General features: G+C 69.9%; 17 protein-coding genes and 4 pseudogenes. 9 read left to right on the top strand and 12 right to left on the bottom strand.

What is annotated here, in order from left to right:
- Positions 1-172: 172 nt before the first annotated feature.
- The 4 genes from OH809_RS43020 to OH809_RS43005 all read right to left on the bottom strand — a co-directional run bounded on the left by OH809_RS43020 (position 173) and on the right by OH809_RS43005 (position 3,475).
- Complete coding sequence (locus OH809_RS43020) at positions 173-559, bottom strand: hypothetical protein (protein ID WP_406415374.1); 387 nt, start codon at positions 557-559, stop codon at positions 173-175.
- Positions 560-637: 78 nt separating this feature from the next.
- Positions 638-2,488: a phosphatidylglycerol lysyltransferase domain-containing protein gene (locus tag OH809_RS43015; RefSeq protein WP_406415376.1), complete on the bottom strand. Its 1,851-nt coding sequence runs from the start codon at positions 2,486-2,488 to the stop codon at positions 638-640.
- Positions 2,464-2,925 carry a BlaI/MecI/CopY family transcriptional regulator gene (locus OH809_RS43010; protein WP_406415378.1) on the bottom strand — a complete coding sequence of 154 codons (462 nt, stop codon included), beginning with the start codon at positions 2,923-2,925 and terminating at the stop codon, positions 2,464-2,466. Before OH809_RS43010 ends, OH809_RS43015 begins: the two co-directional genes overlap by 25 nt.
- A 103-nt stretch (positions 2,926-3,028) precedes the next feature.
- Positions 3,029-3,475: a hypothetical protein gene (locus tag OH809_RS43005; RefSeq protein ID WP_406415379.1), complete on the bottom strand. Its 447-nt coding sequence runs from the start codon at positions 3,473-3,475 to the stop codon at positions 3,029-3,031.
- A gap of 93 nt (positions 3,476-3,568) precedes the next feature.
- Between OH809_RS43005 and OH809_RS43000 the strand changes: the two are divergent.
- Both OH809_RS43000 and OH809_RS42995 read left to right on the top strand, forming a co-directional pair.
- A pseudogene (locus tag OH809_RS43000) lies at positions 3,569-4,441 on the top strand (hypothetical protein); the annotation flags it as partial.
- A 32-nt stretch (positions 4,442-4,473) separates the two neighbouring features.
- Complete coding sequence (locus OH809_RS42995; RefSeq protein ID WP_406415381.1) at positions 4,474-5,418, top strand: lysylphosphatidylglycerol synthase domain-containing protein; 945 nt, start codon at positions 4,474-4,476, stop codon at positions 5,416-5,418.
- Positions 5,419-6,079: 661 nt separating this feature from the next.
- Here the strand turns inward: OH809_RS42995 and OH809_RS42990 are convergent.
- Positions 6,080-7,726: a DUF1416 domain-containing protein gene (locus OH809_RS42990; protein WP_406415383.1), complete on the bottom strand. Its 1,647-nt coding sequence runs from the start codon at positions 7,724-7,726 to the stop codon at positions 6,080-6,082.
- 43 nt (positions 7,727-7,769) lie between these two features.
- Positions 7,770-8,603 carry a sulfurtransferase gene (locus OH809_RS42985; RefSeq protein WP_406415385.1) on the bottom strand — a complete coding sequence of 278 codons (834 nt, stop codon included), beginning with the start codon at positions 8,601-8,603 and terminating at the stop codon, positions 7,770-7,772.
- A 1,014-nt stretch (positions 8,604-9,617) separates the two neighbouring features.
- Between OH809_RS42985 and OH809_RS42980 the strand changes: the two genes are divergently transcribed.
- Both OH809_RS42980 and OH809_RS42975 read left to right on the top strand, forming a co-directional pair.
- The gene (locus tag OH809_RS42980) at positions 9,618-9,920 is read left to right on the top strand and encodes a DUF1778 domain-containing protein (protein WP_406415387.1); all 303 of its coding nucleotides are present in this window, start codon (positions 9,618-9,620) and stop codon (positions 9,918-9,920) included.
- A complete protein-coding gene (locus OH809_RS42975) occupies positions 9,917-10,303 on the top strand; it encodes a fic family toxin-antitoxin system, toxin component (RefSeq protein ID WP_406415388.1) in 387 nt (128 codons plus the stop codon). Before OH809_RS42980 ends, OH809_RS42975 begins: the two co-directional genes overlap by 4 nt.
- Positions 10,304-10,603: 300 nt before the next feature.
- Here OH809_RS42975 and OH809_RS42970 read toward each other — a convergent pair.
- Together OH809_RS42970 and OH809_RS42965 are read right to left on the bottom strand one after the other, a co-directional pair.
- Positions 10,604-11,532 (bottom strand): annotated as a pseudogene (locus OH809_RS42970) (integrase core domain-containing protein).
- 12 nt (positions 11,533-11,544) lie between these two features.
- Positions 11,545-11,676 carry a hypothetical protein gene (locus OH809_RS42965; protein WP_406415390.1) on the bottom strand — a complete coding sequence of 44 codons (132 nt, stop codon included), beginning with the start codon at positions 11,674-11,676 and terminating at the stop codon, positions 11,545-11,547.
- Positions 11,677-12,564: 888 nt separating this feature from the next.
- Here OH809_RS42965 and OH809_RS42960 point away from each other — a divergent pair.
- Positions 12,565-13,458, top strand: a complete 894-nt coding sequence (locus OH809_RS42960; RefSeq protein WP_406415391.1) for a hypothetical protein — start codon at positions 12,565-12,567, stop codon at positions 13,456-13,458.
- A 125-nt stretch (positions 13,459-13,583) separates the two neighbouring features.
- On the opposite strand, the gene OH809_RS42955 is transcribed toward OH809_RS42960, so the two are convergent.
- Positions 13,584-14,018, bottom strand: a complete 435-nt coding sequence (locus OH809_RS42955) for a hypothetical protein (protein ID WP_406415393.1) — start codon at positions 14,016-14,018, stop codon at positions 13,584-13,586.
- Between the two features lie 1,279 nt (positions 14,019-15,297).
- Here OH809_RS42955 and OH809_RS42950 point away from each other — a divergent pair.
- From OH809_RS42950 to OH809_RS42940, 3 genes are all read left to right on the top strand, one after another.
- Positions 15,298-16,155, top strand: coding sequence for an IS982 family transposase (locus tag OH809_RS42950; RefSeq protein ID WP_406424638.1), 858 nt, complete (start codon positions 15,298-15,300; stop codon positions 16,153-16,155).
- A gap of 697 nt (positions 16,156-16,852) precedes the next feature.
- Positions 16,853-19,111, top strand: coding sequence for a M4 family metallopeptidase (locus OH809_RS42945; protein WP_406415395.1), 2,259 nt, complete (start codon positions 16,853-16,855; stop codon positions 19,109-19,111).
- 56 nt (positions 19,112-19,167) lie between these two features.
- Positions 19,168-19,383: a hypothetical protein gene (locus OH809_RS42940; RefSeq protein WP_406415397.1), complete on the top strand. Its 216-nt coding sequence runs from the start codon at positions 19,168-19,170 to the stop codon at positions 19,381-19,383.
- A 37-nt stretch (positions 19,384-19,420) separates the two neighbouring features.
- Here OH809_RS42940 and OH809_RS42935 read toward each other — a convergent pair.
- The 3 genes and pseudogenes from OH809_RS42935 to OH809_RS42925 form a co-directional block, all read right to left on the bottom strand.
- A pseudogene (locus OH809_RS42935) lies at positions 19,421-19,689 on the bottom strand (hypothetical protein).
- Between the two features lie 41 nt (positions 19,690-19,730).
- The gene (locus tag OH809_RS42930; protein ID WP_406425446.1) at positions 19,731-19,916 is read right to left on the bottom strand and encodes a hypothetical protein; all 186 of its coding nucleotides are present in this window, start codon (positions 19,914-19,916) and stop codon (positions 19,731-19,733) included.
- 22 nt (positions 19,917-19,938) lie between these two features.
- Complete coding sequence (locus OH809_RS42925; protein WP_406415400.1) at positions 19,939-20,433, bottom strand: putative T7SS-secreted protein; 495 nt, start codon at positions 20,431-20,433, stop codon at positions 19,939-19,941.
- A 213-nt stretch (positions 20,434-20,646) separates the two neighbouring features.
- On the opposite strand from OH809_RS42925, the pseudogene OH809_RS42920 reads away from it, so the two are divergent.
- Positions 20,647-21,060: pseudogene (locus tag OH809_RS42920) on the top strand (IS630 family transposase); the annotation flags it as partial.
- Between the last annotated feature and the right edge of the window lie 177 nt (positions 21,061-21,237).

Here is a 21,237-nt window from a genome sequence, read left to right as displayed (position 1 = left end):
GCGGGTCCTGGCGGAGCCAGCTGCGGGGCGCTCAAGGCTGGCACGCTTTACTGCGGAGTGCCGGCTGCGAACATGTCCTCGACACTCTGGGCCGTGGCGCGGGCAGGCCGCACTGATCCCCGCTTCGGCGGTGGCGATGGGCGCGTAGCGACTGGAACAAGGCGAACCTCACTCATCGCTCGGCGCGCCGGACCGCGGAGTCGGCCGAGACAGCCCAAAACGGCAGGAGGAGAAGTGCCGTTGCGATGAGCACCATCGTCACTGTCTCTCCCGTCACGGCATCTCTTGACCCGTGTGCGGATACTTCGCTGATCAGAATGAGACGCCACAAAGCCATGGCGCCCAGCGCCGCGTAGAAGCCGAGCCGCAGAACTTTTGCCAGGCGGCTGTGCAAGCGGTAGAGCAGCAACAGCCTGCCGATGGAGACGTGTGGTTCCTCGTTGACCAGTGCGGATGTTTGATTGAGCCAGCCCTGCGCCATGGCGTGCCCCAGCCGGAGCGTTTCGGGATCGGAGGGGAGCAACTGCTGCGCCGCCCACCATTCGGCTGCGAAAGTCACCTGCCGGGACGCGTCGTCGAAGGCCAGCCGGCGACGTCCCGCCCGAGTGCGACGCCGTGCTGCTGCCCGGGCACTCGGTCAGGTTCTCACGGAAGTTGCCGTTTCTGTCGGGCAGTTGGGCTGGTCTGCGATGTGCGCGGTACGTCGGCGGCGGAAGAGGGCAGGCAGGCTCGGTGGGGTGAGGAAGCCCTCGGCACGGGCGCTGGCGATGCCGATACGCGGGAGGTCGCTGGTCTTCTCGAACAGCAGGAAGCGGGGCTCCCACACGGGGCGGTACTTGGCGTTGGCGCGGTAGAGGGACTCGATCTGCCACCAGCGGGAGAACAAGGTGAGCACCGAGCGCCACCCCCTCAGGACGGGGCCCGCACCCAGGCGGGCGCCGCGTTCGAAGACGGCGCGGAACATGGCGAAGTTCAGCGAGACCCGCCGTACCCCTAACTCGGTCGCGTGCAGGAGGAGTTCGACGACCATGAACTCCATCAGGCCGTTCTCGCAGGCGCGGTCGCGGCGCATCAGGTCCAGCGACAGCCCGTGCTCGCCCCAGGGCACAAAGCTCAGCAGGGCCCGGGGCTCCCCCTGGCTGTCGCGGCACTCCAGCATCACGCAGCGGCCGTCGTCCGGGTCGCCGAGCCGTCCCAGCGCCATGGAGAAGCCGCGTTCGGTCGCACCGTCCCGCCAGTGGTCGGCGTTGTCGATCAGGGTGGTCATGTCGCTGTCGGGGATGTCTCCGTGGCAGCGGATGCGCACGGTGTACCCGGCGCGGCGCACGCGGTTGTGCGCCTGCCGTACGCCCCGCATGGCGCGCCCTTCGAGGGTGAAGTCGGCCAGGTCCACGATGGCCTCGTCGCCCAGCTCCAGGGCGTCCAGGCCGTGCCGGGCGTAGATCGTTCCGGCCTCCTCGCTCGCGCCCATCACGGCCGGCGTCCAGGCGTGCCGACGCGCCTCGTCCAGCCACGCCTCGATGGCGCCGGGCCATGCCTCTGGGTCGCCGATCGGGTCGCCGGAGGCCAGGGTCACGCCGCCGATCACCCGGTAGGTGACGGCGGCCTTGCCGCTGGGGGAGCAGATGACGGCCTTGTCGCGGCGCAGCGCGAAGTAGCCGAGGGAGTCGCGCTCGCCGTGCTTCGCCAGCAGTTCGCGCAGGCGTTTTTCATCCACTTCGCCGAGCAGATCGCGGCCCCGCGGGGCGCGGAAGCAGGCGTACAGGACGAGGAGGAAAGTCGCGGCGATCAGAATGTTGATCGTGACGTCCACCCAGCGGGGCGCGTGCACGGCGTCGACGCGGTCGGCGAACGGGCCGACGCTGATGCCGCGCAGCAGGGTGTAGGCGATGCGGTCGTGCAGGGAGGCTCCGGACAGCCGGTTGGTGGCGCCGACGAGGAGGGTGCCGATGGTGCCGCTGACCAGGATGCCGACGACTCCCACGGCCATGGCCAGCTTCGGGTTGGAGCGGTCCCCGACGGCCTGGAACTCCGTGCGGCCGAGCAGCAGCGCGGTCACGAACAGGCCGGTGAGCAGGGCGGAGAGCCAGTTGAACGCATGCTGGCGGTACGGGTCCTGAGTCAGCGCGAGGACGTAGAGCGCGAACAAAGGGCCCGCGAGCAGCATGTTGAAGATCCACGCGGCCCGTTTGCGGCGCCGCATCACCACGGCGAGGAACAGGGCCAGCGCCGCCGAGACCAGGCCGGCGGTGGCCAGGTACGGGGTGAAGAACTCGCCCACGTTGTGCTCGTGAACCTCTTCACGGAACGGCAGCGAGACCACCGCCGCAATGTTGAGCAAGGCGAGCAGCCGCAGGTACCAGACCGTGGCCGCGGCTGCCCGTGGCCGGAGCCGTAGGAGAGTATGCGGCCGTCCGGCCTGTGCGGGGGCGTGGTGCGGGAGCGGGGATCGCTGCTTGGGGATCAGGACTGGCTGGTGTGCGGGCACCGTGAGGGATCACCTTGACGAGAGGCCGGGGGTACCGGCGGGGACGGGGACTGGCGGGCAGGTGTGTTGCGTGCGGCACGAATGCCCCAGGGGCGTCGGCGAGGACGGGGCACGAGCTGGGGTGCGGGCGCGTCCGGAGACGGAGCCCCACGGCCCGCGGCGTGTTTTCGGTCGAGGACCTGGTACATGACCTCGGCGGTCATCTCGGCGGCATTCCGCACGGGTTCGTAGGCTCCGTCGGTGTCAGGGGCGGGCCGGACGAGGTCCTGCTCGCCAAGGTGCTGGAGGATGACGCGCAGGGTGTCGCGCGCGAGATCGCCGCCGGTCTCGGCCTGGATCTCGGCCGCGGTCAGCGCCCGGCCGGTGGCCCACAGGGCGGCGAGAACCTCGCTCTCCAGCTCACGAGCGCCCTGCCGCTCGCCGCGGCCCGCGGTCACGGTCGTCTCACCCTCACCGGGTCGGCGCACAGGCGCTCCCCGTCGACGACCGTGCGCGCGGTGCCGCCGACCGGGTACATGTTCAGCAGCAGGAAACGGATCCTCACCCGGCCTGCTCCCGCGCGCAGACAATCGACAGGTTGTCCTTGACGGTGAAGTACGGCTCCACCCGCACCCCGGCGGCGCGCTGCGCCGGATAGACGAAGGACTTGTGCTTGCCGGCGATGTCATCCCAATGCCTGCCCACCCGCAGCGGCTCCTCGCCCATGCCCGCATCGCGACAGTCGAGGTACGGGTCCCAGATCCATTCCCGGGCGGTGCAGGCGGTGGCCAGGGCTTCCAGCGGGATCCGCACCTGGAACCGGTCGCCGTAGTCGTCGGTCGGCAGGCGCATCTCGGCGCGGCTTCCGTCGCGGGCCTTGAGGACGAGGACAGCCTTCTCGGCCGTCGCTCCGACCAGAGACAGGCGCAGCAGGATCTGTCTGTCGCGTGGCCAGACCTCGTCGACCTCCGCGCTGCACTCCTGCGAACTGTCCGTCAGTTTGACCATGTTCGTCCCTAGCGTTCGCCAGCATTCGCCACCGTTCCTACAGTCTGTAGGGTAATGGAAACCCTACATCTTGTAGGGCGCGAGGGGCGAGTGATGACCAAGACCCTGAACACGACGTTCAACCGTGCCGCCCGTCGTGAGCCGCCGCTGATCACGGGCACGCGGTGGGACCGGAGCGGCGAGTGGTGGCTGGCGGCGGTGGCGGGCGCGTTCACCTTGGCGCAGTTCGTCATGGTGCGGCCCGGGATGGGGCTGGGCTGGGACGAGTCGGTTTACGTCAGCCAGGTCAGCTCCCACGCACCGGCCGCGTTCTTCAGCGCGCCGCGTGCCCGCGGGGTCTCCCTGCTGGTCGCCCCGATCGCCTCGTGGACGTCGTCCACGCCGCTGCTGCGGGTCTATCTGTCGCTGCTGTCCGGCCTCGGACTGTTCCTTGCCCTCCGCGCTTGGCGGGGGCTGTCTCCAGTACGGGTGCTGGCGTTGGCGGGTGCCCTGTTCGCGAGCCTGTGGGTGACCGTGTTCTACGGTCCGCAGGCGATGCCCAACTACTCGGTCGCGACCGGCGCGCTCGCGGGCGTCGGCTGCTTCCTGCGCGCCCAGTCCGACCGCACCCGGCACGGTGCGGTGTGGGGGCTGGCGGCGAGTGCGGCACTGACGGCGTGGATGCGGCCAGCGGACGCCGTATGGGTGAGTCTGCCGCTGCTCGTGGCGTTGGTCGTCGTGCGCCGGTGGCGCTACTGGCGGCTGCTGTTCGCTCTGGTGGCGGGGCTGGTGGCTGGGGCGGGCGAGTGGGTGATCGAGGCGCACCTCAGTTACGGCGGGCTGGGCGCCCGGCTGACCGGGGGCTCCCGGATCCAGGACGGCCTGGGCTTCAACAACGCCGTCGACGACCAGCTGCGCAGCCTGGCCGGACGTACTCTGTGCCGCCCGTGTACCGGGACCATGCCGGCCGAGCCACTGCTCGCCTATGTCGCTCCCGCCGCACCGGAGAGCGGACGCCGATGACCACACCGTCCGACGCACCCGTCATCTCGGGAAGGCGGGCCTCCTGGCACACCGCGGCCACGCTGCTCGTCCTGCTCGTCGCGGCCGTGCTCGCGGCCCGGCACTGGACGGTCATCGACACCGGGGCGCAGGAGTTGGCCGCCGCCGACCGCGGCTGGCTGCTCGTAGCGGCCACCGCCGCCGCATTGACGTGGGGCTGCGCGGCCCTCGCCCAGCAGGGCACGGTCACCGAACCACTGCCCGCCGGACGGCTGGTGGCAGCCCAGTTCGCCGCGTCCGCCGCCAACCACGTCCTGCCCGCCGGAGTCGGCGCGGGCGCGGTCAACTGGCGCTTTTTGACCCGCTGCGGACTCACCCCCACCGACACAGCGACCGCCCTCGCCCTGAAGGCCACCGCGAGCGCCACCTCGCGCGCCGCCCTGATCACCGGGCTCAGCGTGGCCTGCCCCGGCATCCTCCGCCTGCCGCACCTTCCCGCAGGCATCCCCGCCATGCTCCTCGTGTCCGCCGCGGCGACCATTGCACTCCTCGCCCGTCTGCTGCGCACCCGGATCCGCGGCCTGCTCCAGACGGCGCTCGCGCAGGTGAGGGCGGTGCACGAACGCCCGGCGCGAGCGGCGGCGTTGTGGGCCGGCTCGCTCGCCTTCGCCGCATCGCATGCCCTCGTCGTGTACGCCGTCACCCAGGCCCTCGATATGCCGCTGCCCGCCGCCCGGGTCGCCCTGGCGTACCTGGCGGCGAGCAGTGCCGCCGTCCTGCTGCCCACCCCCGGCGGTATCGGTTCCCTGGATGCCGCGCTCGCCCTGGCTCTGGTCACGGCCGGGATCCCGGGCGGCGCAGCCGCGACGGTCGTCCTCGGCTACCGGCTGCTGACGGTTTGGCTGCCGTTGGTCCCGGGGCTGCTGGTGCTGGCTCTCCTGGTGCGCCGCAAGGTGCTGTGACCCGGCCTCGGCCGAGGGTTCCACGGGGAGGACACGCCAGTCACGAGCGCAGGGACGCGGGGTGAGCATCGGCCGGCGTACGGGAGTGCTCGGCGCCGGCGGAGGGGCCGTGAAGCCGATGACGGCGCCGCCGCAGGGCCGGTTGCGAGCGAATGCGATGCCGCCATGGGTGACGGCGACGGCGCGCACGATGGTCAGGCCAAGGCTGGAACCAGCCGCTCGTCGCCGTCACTGGTGTGGGACGTGGGATGCACCTTTCGTTGCGTTGTGGTGGGAGCGGTGCTGGGAGGAGTCCGGGGTCCAGCCTGCCGCATCGGGGTTAGCGGGGGCACCGGGAGCGCGGCACCGGTCTCACCGAGCGCCGGGGCCGGGGCGTGGGCTCGGCGCACGCGCAGGGCGTGCAGCGCCCCGGATCCCGCGGGCGTGGACGCCACCGGCCGGGTTCGTTGCACACCAGTTCGGAGCGGCCGGGCCGCAGCGTCACCGTGGTTGAGGTCGACGCGCCCGGGATGATGCCCTACCTCGGCCCCTGCGCCGCGGCCGCGTGGCACGCCTCCACCCCATGCCGCCGCCGCATCGATGCCCCCGGGGAGCCGATGGGGCGCTGCCCAACGGAGTGGCCTGCCGACCTCAGCCGGACTCGGTCTCGAACCTCTGTGCGCTAACCCTCCTGCACCACGGGGCGCGCGTGCTCGACGGTGTCGTCAATGAGGACGACCTGGTGTCCGACGGCGGCGAGCAGCGAGGCGGCGATCGCGGCCCGGAAGCCGCTGCGGCAGTGCACCCAGTGCTCGGCCTCCGGCAGGGACACGATGGCATTGGGCAGTTCGGGCAGCGGGATGTGACGGGCGCCGGGCAGGTGGCCGGAGCGCCACTCGCGGTCACTGCGGACGTCCAGGACCTCCACCTGTCGCCCGGGCCGGACAGTGGCGAGGGTGGCGAAGTCGGATCGCGGGTAGGAGGCCAGCTCTTGTGGGCCGACCCATTCGAGCGGGTTTCCGACGGCGGCAGCCGCAAGATGGTCGAAGCCGATCCGCAGCAGCTCGATGCGGGCTGCCTGCAACTCGTTGTGGTCGGCGGCCAGCAGGGTGACGGGGGCGTCGAACGGCACCAGCCAGCCGAGGTAGGTGGCAAGGGATCCGGAGGCGTCGAAGTTGACCGTGCCCGGCAGATGGACCGGCGCGTAGTCGGCTCGCGGACGCACGTCGACCACCCACTCGCCCGCTGTGATCCGGTCGGCCAGTTCGGCCGGATCCGCAAGCCTTGGCCCGGGGAGCGAGGCGCGGGGCGGCGGCCCGGCAGCGTTGATCGGCGCCATCCGGCGGTAGTACGCGGGGCAGGGCTCCAGACCCGTCAGTGTCCCGGTCACGAAGGCGTCTTCGGTTTGGCTGAAGACAGGGTTCACGGCCCGCTCGCGGCCGATGGTGGAGCGTTGGACCGCGCCGACGGTCGTCGCGGCGCAGAAGCTGCCGAAGCCGTGGGTCGGCAGGATGACAGTGTCGTCGGGTAGTACCTCGGCCAGGTGGCGCACTGATCGGTACTGCTGGTGGGCGAGCGGCTCGGCCAGGTCTGCATCCATGAGGTCGGTACGGCCCGTGGTGCCGTACAACAGGGAGCCGCCGGTGCATACCAGCCGAGGCGCCCCGTCGGCGGGCGCGAAGGCGTAGGCGAGGTGGTGGTCGGTGTGCCCGGGTGTGGCGATCACCTGGATCCGCAGCTTCCCGGCCGTCAGTTGGTCGCCGTCGCCGACCCGGACGGCGTCGAAGCCAAGGGGCGGCCCGGCTGGCACCGCGTAAGCCGCCTGGCAGCGGCGGGCGAGCTCCAGACCGCCTGTCACATAGTCGTTGTGCAGGTGGGTCTCCACGACCGTGTCGAGCCGCAGGCCGCGGTCCTCGAGCACACTGGTGACGCGCTCCAGGTCACGTTGCGGGTCCACGGCGACCGCGACCGACCCGTCCGTGATCAGGTAGCTGCGGTTCCCGAGGCTGAGCGTGGAGATCTGGATGATCTCCACGCTATCGGGCAGCCGCTCGGAGAGCCGCAGCTCGGCCTGGGTGGCCCGGCCCGGCTCCGCCTCGACCGGCATCTCCGTGACACCACGCGGCGAGAGCGCCCGCAGCACCCAGTGCCCCGGGGGCACGTAGAAGCGGAATTCCCCAATCGCGGAGGTGACTGCCTCACCGACGAACTCCCCTGCCGGATCGAGCAGCCGGACCCAGACGCCCGCGGCCGGCCCGTCGGCGACCTGGACGCGGCCGGTCACGACGGTTCGGGTGGTGGGTTTGGGATCCACGGGTGTCGCGGTCATCTCTGATCCGTCTCGCGCAGCCCCGCCTATGCTTCCGGCGGGGTCACTTCTCGATCGGAACGCCGACCATCGAGCCGTACTCGGTCCACGAGCCGTCGTAGTTCTTCACGTTGGGGTGGTCGAGCAGTTCGTGGAAGACGAACCAGGTGTGGGCGCTGCGCTCGCCGATCCGGCAGTAGGCGATGGTGTCGCGGTCAAAGTCGACGCCTGCGTCGAGGTAGAGCGCCCGGAGTTCCTCGTCTGTCTTGAAGGTGCCGTCGTCGTTGGCCGCCTTGGACCAGGGGACGTTTCTGGCACCGGGGATGTGACCACCGCGCTGTGCCTGCTCCTGCGGCAAATGGGCGGGGGCCAGCAGCTCACCTGAGAACTCCTGGGGGGAGCGGACGTCGATCAGGTTCTGGTTCTGCTGCCCGACCGAGGCCAGCACCTCGTCACGGAAAGCCCGGATCGAGTAGTCCGGCTCCTTGGCGGTGTAGCCGGTCCTCGGTCGCTGCGGCACCTCGTCGGTGAGCGGCCGCAACTGCAGTTCCCAGATTTTGCGACCGCCGTCGAGCAGGCGCACGCGCTCGTGCCCGTAGACCTTGAAGTACCAGTAGGCATAAGCGGCGAACCAGTTGTTGTTGCCGCCGTACAGGACAACGGTGTGGTCGGGCGTGATGCCGCGCTCCGACATCAGCTCCTCAAAGCGCTTCTGGTCCACGAAATCGCGGCGGACCGGATCCTGCAGATCGTTCTTCCAGTCCAGCTTCACCGCGCCCGGGATGTGACCGGCGTCGTAGGCGCTCACATCCTCGTCGACCTCGGCGATCACCATGCTCGCGTCGTCCACGTGCTGCTGCACCCAGTCGGCGTCGACCAGGGATTGGTCACGGCTCATGGGCATGCCTTTCACTCGGGGTGTACCCCTCTTCCAGCACAACCCCTGCCTCGGAAGGCGTCAACATCAGGATCCGCCTGGCAACTACAGGACCCCGCTCCAGAGCTGGAGCGCGCCGGTCGCAGGGCCGCTGGAAGACGTCGCCGGTGCTGACGATGGCTGGAGGCTCGCTCCAAGCCCCTGGGCGCCGCTCTGGCATCTGGCGTACGCCGTAGCGGGCGGCCCCGGATCCCGCGGGCGGTGGCCTCTACCGGCCGGTCACATCGAGCTCGGCGTACATGCCAGCGGCGTAGTGGCCGGGTTCGTTGCACACCAGTTCGTAGCGGCCGGGCCGCGGCGGCGAGGGTGAAGACGCCGGAGCCGGTGTCCTGCCGGCTGACGGGGAAGACGATCACGGGTGCGTAGGTGAAGAACTGCTCTCCGTGAGCGGCTCGCAGGATCGCGTTCCAGGCCACGGGCCCGAGGTCCGCGGCGGAAGGGCTCCAAAGCTACGACGAGGCCAGCGACATCCGCGACGATCTCGAGCCCAAAGAGATTCGCACGATCCTGCAGCACCTACGCACGTTTGGGATCTTCTACGCCGCGCCGCTTGACCTCGACTACGCCATGCTGCAGAAGTTCCAGGCCGCCTACAAGCATCCTGAACCGGGCGACTGCGGCCCGCACTCCAGCGACCCCGCCAACACGGTCATGGGGGAGGGAAAACCAGGCTGGCCTACTGGAGCAACGAGTAACGTCTTGAACTGCTGCGTTGGTACCGCTACCTGTTCCTGTCGCGCTCGAAACCAAGCACCCACCTGCAGGCGCTCGGCCACCTGAGCGACGGCGAGCTGAGCGCAAACCGGAGGTATGGGTGCCGACCGTTCCGCTCCTGTCGCTATCGGTGAGTCGGCAGGAGCGCGAGTGCCATCCGTTGCGACTGGTCAAGCCGAGCTTCTCCAGGCAGCCGAGTTTCACGGCTCCCGGGGTAGCAGATGGCGGAGGTCTGGGCACTGAGTTGGTACCGCTGGTACCATGGATACCATGTCGGAGCCCAAGGCCATGAACCTACGCTTCCCCGATCCCGAGCAGCGGGCCGCCATCGCGGCCGCCGCAAAGCAGGAAGGGGTCAGCATGCAGGAGTACATCCTGTCCGCCGCCTACGCCCGCGCCACCGCCATCGAGCACAGGTTCCTGGACAGTTTCAAGGAATCGATGGCTCGCAGCGGCGCCGCGTTCGCCGCCGAGCCCAGCAGCATCGACGCCACCGCGGAGCAGCGTGCCGCTGAGCAGCAGGCGCGCGAGTTCGAGCAGCAGGGGCAGGGCCACGCCGCGTGACCCAGCCCGAGCCGATCCACCCGCTCGACGTCACCTACCTGCTGCACGCCGCCGAGCTCCTCGACGGCGACCCCCAGGTCGACGACTACGGCCCCCTCTATGCCGCGGTCGCGCGCGTCAACGCCCAAGCCATGGACCGTGCCATCTACGGCTCCCTGCACCTCAAAGCAGCAGCCCTCCTCCAGACCCTGGCGAAGTTGCCTTGCCTGGAGCATTCCAACGAAGCATTCGCCTGGCACTCCGCCGAGGCCTACCTCGCCCTCAACGGACACCGGCTCGACTACCCGCCCAAAGCAGCCCTCGCACTCGTTCGGGACGCCGCCTCCGGGGCGCTCGGTGTCGCCCGGATCGCCCGCCAGCTGCACGGCTGGACTGTCACCTGACTCCTCGGGCAGAAGTCTGGGCAGCGGGGCACGGCCCGCCCGGTCGACGTGCGAAGGGCTCCCGGGCGGGCTCCACCTTCCACACTGACCGGCCCCCGCTGTTGCCGCGTGCGGCGCGGCCGTTGGCTGACCCGAATGGAACGGCGGCCGCCGCTAAGCGGCGGGACGTACTCAACGACAATGTCCTGGCACGGTCCATCAGCGAAGGTGCGCACCGCTTGCAGTTCGGCCATGTCGGCGGACAGCTGCCAGCGCAGCTTGGTCGCCACCCTGTGCCGTTCAGAAACTCATCGCTGCTGGTCAAGCCGCGTATCTGTACTCGTTGATGACGCCGCCCAGCACTCGGGTGCGGAGGAGTCGATGCGCGGTCAAGTCGGTCGAGGGCGCCGGGTGCTCCTGGGCGAGGGGAGGAAGGTGTCCCCGGGCCTGGTGGGGGCGATGGCCGTTGTAGTGGAAGGCGTAGACGTCGAGCACGCGTCGAGCGTGGGCTTCGTTCAGGATCAGCAGGTGGTCGAGGGCCTCGCGCCGAGTGTCCCGATGACCCTTTCGCAGTGCGCGTTCATCTGTGGGGCCCGCGGCGCCGTCTTCAGGGTCTCGATGCCCTCGGACGCGAAGACCGCGTCGAAGGACTCGGTGTACTTGCGGTCCCGGTCGCGGACCAAGAAGCGCAGCGACTCCAAGCGCAGGCACAGGTCGACGGCGAGGTTGCCGGCTTGCTGGACCGTCCACTGCGCGGTCGGATGCGCGATGTGCAGGCGGCGCGTGCCGTGCTCGAGGAAGACCAGCGCGTAGACCCGGCGAAGATCGACCAGGTCGATGTGCAGGAAGTCGCAGGCGATGACGCCGTCGGCCTGCGCCGTCAGGAACTCTCGCCACGTCGGCCCACCCCTATGGGGAGCAGGGCCTACTCCGGCAACAGTCAAGATCTCCCAGACCGTGGAGGCTCCGACCCGATGCCCGAGCCGCGCGAGCTCGCCTTGGATGCTGCGACACCCCCAACGCGGATTCTCCGCGGCCAGCCGCAGCACCAGCTCTTTGATCGCCTTCGTGGTCGGTGGCCGGCCGGGCCTGCTCCGGCGCTTGCTGTAGTCCCACCGGCGCGCCACGAGCCTTCGATGCCACGCCAGCACGGTACCCGGAGTCACCGGGAACACCTGCGCCCAACGACGCCGGGGTATCAGCGAGGACAACGCCGCGAACCACAGCCGGTCCGCCGGCTCGTAGCGCACCGGACCTGCAAGTTACCTGCGCAGCACCGCGTTCTCGTGCCGCAGGACAAGAAGTTCGGCGTCCTTGGCCACCTGCCGACGCAGCAGCAACACCGGGACCGACAACAGCTTCCTCGTCACCCGACAGACCAGCGAGACAATCACCCGCGGCATCGTCCCACGCGACCCTGAGCGCCACCACACCCCCTACGACCTGCAGCGACGCATGCGGTCCGCCGCCTGGGTCCGGTCGGCGATCAGGCGCCCCGTAGGCTGACCGGCTGCGTCCCGGCGCAGTCGTGTCCGGCGGGCGCTGCGAGCTCGGCGCCGCTGGTAGCAGGCCTCGCACTCGGCACCCGAGGCTGCGATCCGGATCTTCCCCGAACCGCAGATCACGCAGCCGACCCTCAAGATCAGCACCTGCACCGGTGCCCGGCCAGTGCGATGCTCCGGTGCCAGACGCCCTCCACTCTGACGGACCGTCCCGTACTTACGCCGCCGACCCCCAGCCACCGGCCCCACCCCCCTGGCATCCCCGGTTCGCCTTGCCGCGCGTCCTACCCGGCTCCTGCTGTCATCACACCGAACCGCGGCGTCTCGGAGGGCTGCCTGCCGCCGGTCCGCTGGCCTTGGCACACACGTCGAGCGCGGTCAGGCGGGGGTACAGCAGGTGATCGAGCACGGTGGCATGCGCCTTACAGGTGTTGGTCCGCCCGTGGTGCAGCACTCTCACGTACGGCTTGGTGTATGCGTGGGTCGGCGGTCCGGTCGTCAGCCACGCTGCTGAAAGTGCCGCGCGGAGTCTGCGTGGTCCCGTAGTACGGAGGTCATGACAGCGGCGGCATCCCCCTTCAGAAACAGCAGCCAGGGCCTGATCCTGTCCTGGGCGTTCCACTGATCCCAGGCGCCGTCCCACGTGCACACGGGTCGTGACGCCGGTGGAGGCGTACGGAACCTACGCCGCCACCGAGGAACCCGGCCGGGGGCCGGAACGTCACAGAGGCGGTACGGCGCACAGCCTCCACTCGTCACCGCCGCTCCCCGGGGGGACCCATGCGCATAAACACCACACGCACGGCTGGTCTGCTCGTCGTACTCGCCCTGTTCACCGTCGGAACCGTCACCGGCTGCGGCAACGAGACGGCAGGCGGAGGCCGCGGCGCGCAGGTCCGCGGCACCGATCCGGCGCCGGATCCGCAGGACCGCGCCCGCCAGGTCGCCGATGCCTGGGACGGCTCCAGGGCCGCCGAGTCGTGGGCCGAGGGCTACTACCCGATGGGGGAGACGGTCCAGCTACCCGAAGGCGCGTTCCGCAACGACGCCGACAAACGCGCCTACGGGGCGCAGAACTTCGTCCTGCGCGGCGAACTGCCCACCACCTCGCGGAAGGACGGGCGGGTGAAGTGGGAGAGCGGGGGCTCGCTCACGCTGCCCCTCATGGGGTCGCGGGAGGCCTTCGAGGCCATGGCCGGCGGAGGCGGCGACGGACCGCATCTCAGCGTGACCGGGGCAGAGCTGGGCTCCATGCCCCTGGTCACCAGCCGCGGCCCGGCGACCGTGCCGGCCTGGCTGTTCACGTTGGAGGGCTACGACACCCCTCTCAAGCGGGTTGCCCTCAGCCCCTCGGAGCTCCCCCAGCCGCCGATCGGGCCGGCCGGGGAAGTGCCCACCGACGAGTTGGCGCCGCTCGGCGGATTGGCCGAGGTGGCCGGCGACGGCCGGTCCGTCACGGTGGTGGCCACACACGGAGCCTGCGACGAAGGCCCTGCCGTGGACGTGCTGGAGACGGACGGCAGTGTGGTGCTTTCGGCATCCGTCGTCAGGACGAAGGACGGCCCCTGCGCCGCGGTTCTGCTCAGCAAGGAGATGACGGTGCAGCTGGACCGGCCGGTCGGCGACCGTGTCCTTCTGGACGCCTTCACAGGCCGGCCGGTGCCGCAGGAGTGACGAACTCCGGTCCGGAGCCAAACCGGCGACGGCGCGAGGCAGCGGTCGGGCGCCGTCCCACGCGCCGACGCCCGACGGGGCTCTTCGAGATCGAGGACGGGCACCGTGTGCCCCGCGCCTCGTCGTCACTCGCCCCGGCCCACGACCAGCCAGGTCGAGGGCAGTTCGAGGCGTGCGCCGTCGTCGGGATACTCGGTGGTGGCCAGCGGCAGTTCACCGGCCTGTGGGGCTCGAAAAGTCGTCGTTGCATGTCCCGCGGCGTATCGATACTCGTTGATGATGCCGCCGAAGACCCTGGTGCGGAGCAGGCTTCGGTCGTCGAGGTCGTGCACGATTGCGGGCTGCTCGGTCGCGCTGGGCGGTAGCTGCTGCCGGGATCGCTGCGCCCGGTGTCCGTTGCAGTGGTCCTGGTAGTCAGTCAGCACCTTCCAGACGTGGCTCTCGCCCAGGATAGGGACGTGGTCGAGGACCCGGACGCTTGCTTCCAGCCAGAGTTGACTACTCGGCACGACGATTTGAGAGCCGCCCGAGTCTTTGTCGTCGGTTCGTCCGCCATCCACGGTTTGCTCGCGGAATGTCCGCGAACCGCTCGCGGAATGTCCGCGTAACGGCGACTGGTGAGTAGCCGCGTACGCCCCGGTGCTGCTGACCTTGCTGTTCGCCGACCCCGGCTTCGAGGTCCTGAACGCCCCTGCAGCGGTGAAGGTGCCGCCGCTGGGTCTGCTGGAGGCGCTGCCCGCTCCGGTGCGGGAGCGGGCCTGGGCATGGGCGCGGCATGTGCGGGAGGTGGAAACCGGCCGCCCGGATGACGCGGGTGAGCCGCGGCCGCAGTACGACCCCGTCTCACAGACCCTGGCGCAGCGTGAGGAGGCCAAAGCCGCTGAGCTGACGGCGGCGGGGCTGCGTACGAGTGCGGTGACGGTGCGGCGGATGCGAGCGCGATATCGGGAGCGCGGGGTGTGGGGGCTGGTGGACCAGCGGGTCACCCGGCCGCGTACGGCGCTGGGGCGGGCCGATGATCGTGTGGTGGCCGCTGTCGTACAAGTACTGGAGGGCCAGCGGGAGCGGTCAAGCGGCACGTTCGGGCGGTTGCGGGTGTACACGGAGCGGGTGCTGGCCGAGCAGCACGGAGCTGGGGTGGTGCCCCTGCCGTCGCAGGCGACGTTCAACCGGCTCGTGCATGCCCTTGCCGACGGGCAGGGGCTGCTGGGCAGCGCACGGCAGCGCCGGTGGCGCACCGCGCGGCCCGCTCCCCCGTTCACCCCGACCATCGCCATGGCACCCGGTGAATTGGTGATGATGGACAGCACCCCGCTGGACGTGTTCGCGGTCCTGGACGACGGGGTCGTGGAGCGCTGTGAGCTGACCATCGCCCTTGATGTGGCCACCCGCAGTATCTGCGCGGCCGTAGTGCGTCCCAAGGGCACGCGCAGCGTGGATGCGGCCGTGCTACTGGCGCAGATGGTGGTACCGGCGCCAATGCAACCGGGCTGGCGCGAAGTGCTCACCATGGAACGGTCGGTGATCCCGTACGAGCGGCTGCTGAGCGTGGACGCGCGGTGTGAGGGGGCGGCGGCTCGTCCGGTGATCACTCCTCGGACCGTCGTGGTCGACCAGGGCAACGTGTTCATCTCCGCCTCATTCGTGGCCGCCTGCGAGTCGTTGGGGATCTCGCTGCAGCCTGCGCCGCCGGGCAACGGGCCGGCCAAGGGACACGTGGAACGGACGTTCTCCTCGATCAACACCCTGTTCGCGCAGCATGTGGCTTCTTACACGGGTTCGGATGTCAGCCAGCGCGGGCAGGACGTCGAGGATGAGGCGGTCTGGACCGTCCCTCAGCTGAAGGCGTCTCCGGATCTCGCGCCATGGCGGCCGGCCGTGGGGATCGCCCCGCAGCTCACCGACGCCGAGCTGGTCACGCTGGCGATGATGCAGGCCATGCTCGGCTTTACCTCCGAGGCCAGGTGGCTCCGCCACGCCGGCTCCCACCTGCGACATCTCTTCCCGTACCTGCCCAAGCAGCCCGGCTATAACAAGCGGCTGCGCAAGGCCGCCGAGCTGCTCCGCCGGGGCACCCGGCTACTGGCCACCGACACCTCGGTGTGGAGCGACGACGTGTGGATCGTGGACTTCACGCCGGTGGAATGCGGCCATTCACGCGAGACCGTCAAGCGTTCCGGCCTGGCCGGGTGGGCCGAGTACGGGTACTGCGCCAGTCACAGCCGGTTCTTCTGGGGCCTGCGGCTGCACCTGGTGTGCACCCTCCAGGGCCTGCCCGTCGCGTTCGCCCTGACCGGGGCCAAGGCCGACGAGCGCGAGACCCTGCTGGACCTCCTCTCCGCCGAACCCGGCCTCGTCGCCGCGCGTCCTGCCCAGACGCTCATCGGCGACAAGAACTACTTCGGCCGGGGCTTCGAAGACGAGCTCGCCGAACAGGGCATCCGGCTGCTGCGGCCGACCCGCAAGGGCGAGCCGGAACGGCCCGGAGCTCCCCTGTTCAAACCGTTGCGGCAGGTCATCGAGTCGGTCAACGAGACCTTCAAGGGCCAACTCGATCTCGAACAGCACCGAGGGCGCACGCCCGGCGGTGTCATCGCCCGCGTCATGCAGCGAATCCTCGCGCTGACCGCCGCGATCTGGCACAACGACCACACCGAACAGCCCGTCCTACGCTCACTGATCGCCTATGACCACTGACGTCTTTCGCTGTGTCTCGTCGTAACAGCACTGCTGGGACGGAGAGAAGACGTCGGGTCACCTGGTACAGGAGCGACACGATCACCCGAGCATGGTCGCAGACCCACGCACCGGCCGTGGCCTTTTGGCCAGCAGCGATGAATAACCGAGCCCCACACCCGGCAGGCGAATACCCGAACCGGTGAACCGTCCACACCCGGCTGTCCGTTCTCGGTCGCGGCGGTGCAGCCTTCCAGTGAGTGGTCGGGCAGCCGACCCTTGGGAGCCCAGGAGGTCTGGCCCTGGGTGTTCCACCCCGCGAGGCCTGCTCCTGACTCGTGTGGCCGCCGTAGATGCCCCACGCCGCGCTGGCCCGACGTGGAGGCGACTTTCCGGGCCCCACAGGGCGGCGGTGCGGAAGATCCGGCGGTGCCGGAATACTGCCGCTGCACCGCCGCGCGGGGCGGCCAGGACCGGAGGGAGTCACCCGGGCTGTCGGAATCCGGCATGTCAGGAACCTGACACCATCAGGGAGATGACATGCACAGGTCGACAATGGCAGGCTCTTGACCGGCCGCATGGGGCTAGGCGTTCCCCACAGGGATCTCGCACCGCTGCGGTCATGTCCTCCTCACCGCACCACCAGCTCTACTCGGGCAGCACCCCCTGCCCGGGCTGTCACCGGCCGCAACCCCGGTCGCCGCAGAAGGAGTTCCGCGTGAGAAAGACCCCCCGAAAGGCTGTTGTCGCGAGCGCGCTCATAGCGGGCGCCGCGATGATCGCCGTTGCGCTCCCCACGTCCGCCACCGCCGGCACCCAGACCGACGCGCCCAAGGCGCAGGTCCGGGCCGGCGCGCTGCAGGTCCAGCTCAGCGCGAGTGAACGCGCCACGCTGCTCGCCGACGCGCAGGCCACCGTCGCCACCACCGCCAGGACCCTGGGCCTGGGCAGCCAGGAGCAACTGCTGGTGAAGTCCGTCCTGAAGGACGCCGACGGCACGGTACACACCCGCTACGAGCGGACCTTCGCGGGCCTGCCGGTCCTCGGCGGGGACCTCGTCGTCCACGCGGCGGCGAACGGCGCCGTCAAGGGCGTCAGCAAGGCGACCAAGGCGACGGTGAAGGTCGCCTCGACCACCGCCGTGAAGAGCGCCGACTCGGTGAAGACCTTCGCGCTCGGCCGCGCCAAGGCCAAGGGCACCACCGCCCCAAAGGCCGACACCGTCCGCAAGGTTGTCTGGGCCGCCTCCGGCAAGCCCGTGCTGGCCTGGGAGTCCGTGATCGGCGGCGTGCAGCACGACGGCACCCCGTCCGAGCTGCACGTCATCGCCGACGCCACCACCGGTGCCAAGCTGTTCGAGTACCAGGGCATCGAGACCGGCACCGGCACCGGCCAGTACAACGGCCAGGTCACCCTCGGCACCACGCTGTCGGGCTCGACCTACGAGATGACCGACGGCACCCGCGGCGGCCACAAGACGTACGACCTGAACGGCGGCACGTCCGGCACCGGCACGCTGTTCACCGACGCGGACGACGTCTGGGGCAACGGCCTGCCGAGCGACCGTCAGACCGCCGGTGTTGACGCCGCGTTCGGCGCCCAGGCCACGTGGGACTACTACAAGGACGTCCACGCCCGCAACGGCATCAAGAACGACGGCGTCGGCGCCTACTCCCGCGTGCACTACGGCAACGCCTACGTCAACGCGTTCTGGTCCGACTCCTGCTTCTGCATGACCTACGGCGACGGCTCGGCCAACGCCAAGCCGCTGACCGCCGTCGACGTGGCCGCCCACGAGATGACCCACGGCGTCACCTCCAACACCGCCGGCCTGATCTACAGCGGCGAGTCCGGCGGCCTCAACGAGGCGACCTCGGACATCATGGCCGCGGCTGTCGAGTTCTACGTAAACTCCGAGACCGACCCGGGTGACTACCTGGTCGGCGAGAAGATCGACATCAACAGCAACGGCACCCCGCTGCGCTACATGGACCAGCCGAGCAAGGACGGCAGGTCCAAGGACGCCTGGTACTCGGGCATCGGCAGCATCGACGTCCACTACTCCTCCGGCCCGGCCAACCACTGGTTCTACCTGGCCTCCGAGGGCAGCGGCGCCAAGGTCGTCAACGGCGTGAGCTACAACAGCCCGACCTCCGACGGCCTGCCCGTCACCGGGATCGGCCGCGACGCCGCCGCGAAGATCTGGTACCGCGCGCTGTCGACCTACATGACCTCCTCCACCAACTACGCCGCCGCCCGCACCGCCACCCTGCAGGCGGCCGCCGACCTGTACGGGCTCGGCAGCGACACCTACAACAACACCGCCAACGCCTGGGCCGCCATCAACGTCGGCAGCCGCATCGTCCAGGGCGTGACGGTCACCGACCCCGGCCTCCAGACCACGCTGGTCAATAAGTCCGCGAGCCTGCAGATCCAGGCCACCAGCACCAACCCGGGCGCGCTGACCTACACGGCCACCGGCCTGCCGGCCGGCCTGTCGCTCAATGCCTCCACCGGCCTGATCTCCGGCACCCCCACCAAGCTGGGCACCAGCACGGTCACGGTCACGGTCACGGACTCGACCAACGCCTCCTCCACCGCGACGTTCACCTGGAACGTCGTCAGCGTGATCAAGACCTTCGAGAACACCACCGACGTCGCCATCCCGGACGGGGGCGCCGCGGTCTTCTCGGACGTCAACGTCACCGGGATCGCCGGCAAGGCACCGAGTGCCCTCAAGGTCGACGTGGACATCAAGCACACCTGGCGCGGTGACCTGGTCATCGACCTGGTGGCCCCTGACGGCACGCTGTACCGCCTGAAGGATTCCAACATCAGCGACTCGGCCGACGACGTGCTCGCCACCTACACCGTGAACGCCTCCAAGAAGACCGCCAACGGCACATGGAAACTCAAGGTCCAGGACATGTTCAGCGGCGACAGCGGATTCATCAACAGCTGGAAGCTGACCTTCTGACCTCAGTAGCAGCACACTGAGGCGGCGGGACCCCTCCCGCCCGGGCCCGGCCGGCCATGACCGGCCGAGCCCGAACGCTGCTCCGGGCTCCGGGCCGCGAGACCCGGGACGAATTGCAGATCCACCTGGTCCCTGTGCTGCTGGACGGTGGAGTGCGGCTGTTCGGAGTGCGGCCGTTCAAGGAGATAGGCGACCATACCCGCGAGTTCGAGACCACCAGGGTCATCGACCTCCCCGGGGTCGCCCACCTCCGGCTACGCCCCGTCAAGTGACGACCGGCGGCCCGGTGCGGGCTGCCGGTCGCCCGGCTCAGTGCGCGTCGCGGATGAGGGAACGCACCAGTCGGCACGTGGTGCTGGACGGCGGGTGGCTCCCGATCCGGGCGGCGGTGGCGCATATCCGCCGGTTACGAGCCTGCTCGGCGCGGTAGACACCCGTGTCGAGCAGAGCGATGGCCAGGCGCATGTCCTTCAGGCTGCAGTTGTGGTTGTGGGACTCGTACCATTCGCGCGGCTGCCGGCAGGCAGCCGCTTCTTCTTCAACGGCTTCGTCGTGACTGCGGCTACGGCTACGGCCATCAGCGACCTCCACCCGGCCGGTGGCCGGGAAGCCCCGGACCTCACCGCGGTGCGTGCCCCGGACCGTCAGCCGCACCCCGACCCGGTCGCCCGACCGAAGACGTCGTCCATCGGACCTCAAAGTCGGGGAAGGCGGCGCGCAGCACCTCGGCGTTCCGCCGCCACGCGTCGCGTCCCCGCATCTGCAAGGGCATCCCCGCGATGTTGATGGCGAAGTCTTCCGTCATCAGCCGGGTGCAGGCGTCGAGGTCATGGCGGTTCAGCGCGGCAAAGGCGGCACGGACGAGCGCCACGGGGTCCTGGCCGGGCCGGGGCGCGGGCGTGGGGATGTGGCCGGTCATGGCGGGTCCTTCGTCGGGTCGGCGGCGGGCGGGGACCGCGGCCTCGCCCCCCGTTCCACTGCCGGATCGCGTCCCCGCCCTGTCCCTGCGCCCACGCCAGGGTCGACTTGTAGATGGTCAGCGCGGTGGCGGCGTCGTGGAAGCAGTCGCCCGCCTCCAGCCACTTCCGGGGCCCGCCCTTGAAAGCGGCCCGGAACGCGTCGCCGGCCTTTCCCGACCAGCCGTCGGTGGTGTCGATTCGCTTGAGACCCTCGTCGGTCGAGTGCAGAGTGTCGCCGTAGCTCTTCAGCCAGGCGGCGGTCGAGGTGATCGCCTCCGGGTCGTCCGGTACGAGCTCCTTCGGGTCGCACGTCTGTCCGAGGTCCTTCGCCGTCACTTCGCCCCGGATCCTCGCCGTTGTCACGGCTGAGCGTGCCGCTCAGATGCCCGGCAAGCTGCCCTTCGAGCTGGCCGTAGGCCTTCACGCTCGCGTTTAGGCGCTGGGAGACCTGCGTGGCGTCCTTCGCCAGGTTCTCCACGCCGATCTCCCAGCGGGTGCAGAACTTCCCGAGGACGTCGGCCAGATGATCGTGGCCGACGTCCTCCTTCTTGTGGCCGAGATCGCTGACCTCACGGCCTGCCGTTCTCGACCTGGAGTCTGGCCAAGCTGGTCGCCGAGGGGGTGGTCGACGACATCAGCCACGAGGGCCTTCGGGCCCTGCTCCGCGAGGAGGCGTCTCCTTACGTTTGTCGGTGGGTTGATTCCTTTCAACGCGTGAAGACCTGGAAGACCTCCCGCGACCCCGACTACGCGGCCAAGAAGGCCCGCATCGAGCATCTCTACGCGATCGCCGACGGGGAGGTCATACCCGAGGAAGGCGAGCCCGAAGTCGTCTTCTACATGGACGAGTTCGGGCCGCTCAACCTCCAGCCCCACCCCGGTCGGCAATGGACCGAACGCGGCGGCCGGCACAGGGATCCCGATCGCAAGCCCCGGCCCCGCCGCCGGGCGACCTACACCCGTCCGCACGGGGTCCGCCACCTGTTCGCTTTTCTCGTAGCGGGTGGCCACCGCCCGGTGCCTCTTGAACCGGTTGATCCCGCATTCGACACGGTCGGACAGGCGAGACGCAGGAGCACGAGTGGTCATCATGCCGTGGCAACTGGCCGCGGCCGCAAGCGGGATGACCTGCGCGGACGAGATTCTCGGCACGCACAGAGCTGACCG

Source organism: Streptomyces sp. NBC_00873 (genome assembly GCF_045207415.1).
Classification (GTDB): Bacteria; Actinomycetota; Actinomycetes; order Streptomycetales; family Streptomycetaceae; genus Streptomyces.
This window is presented reverse-complemented; position numbering and strand designations above follow the sequence as displayed.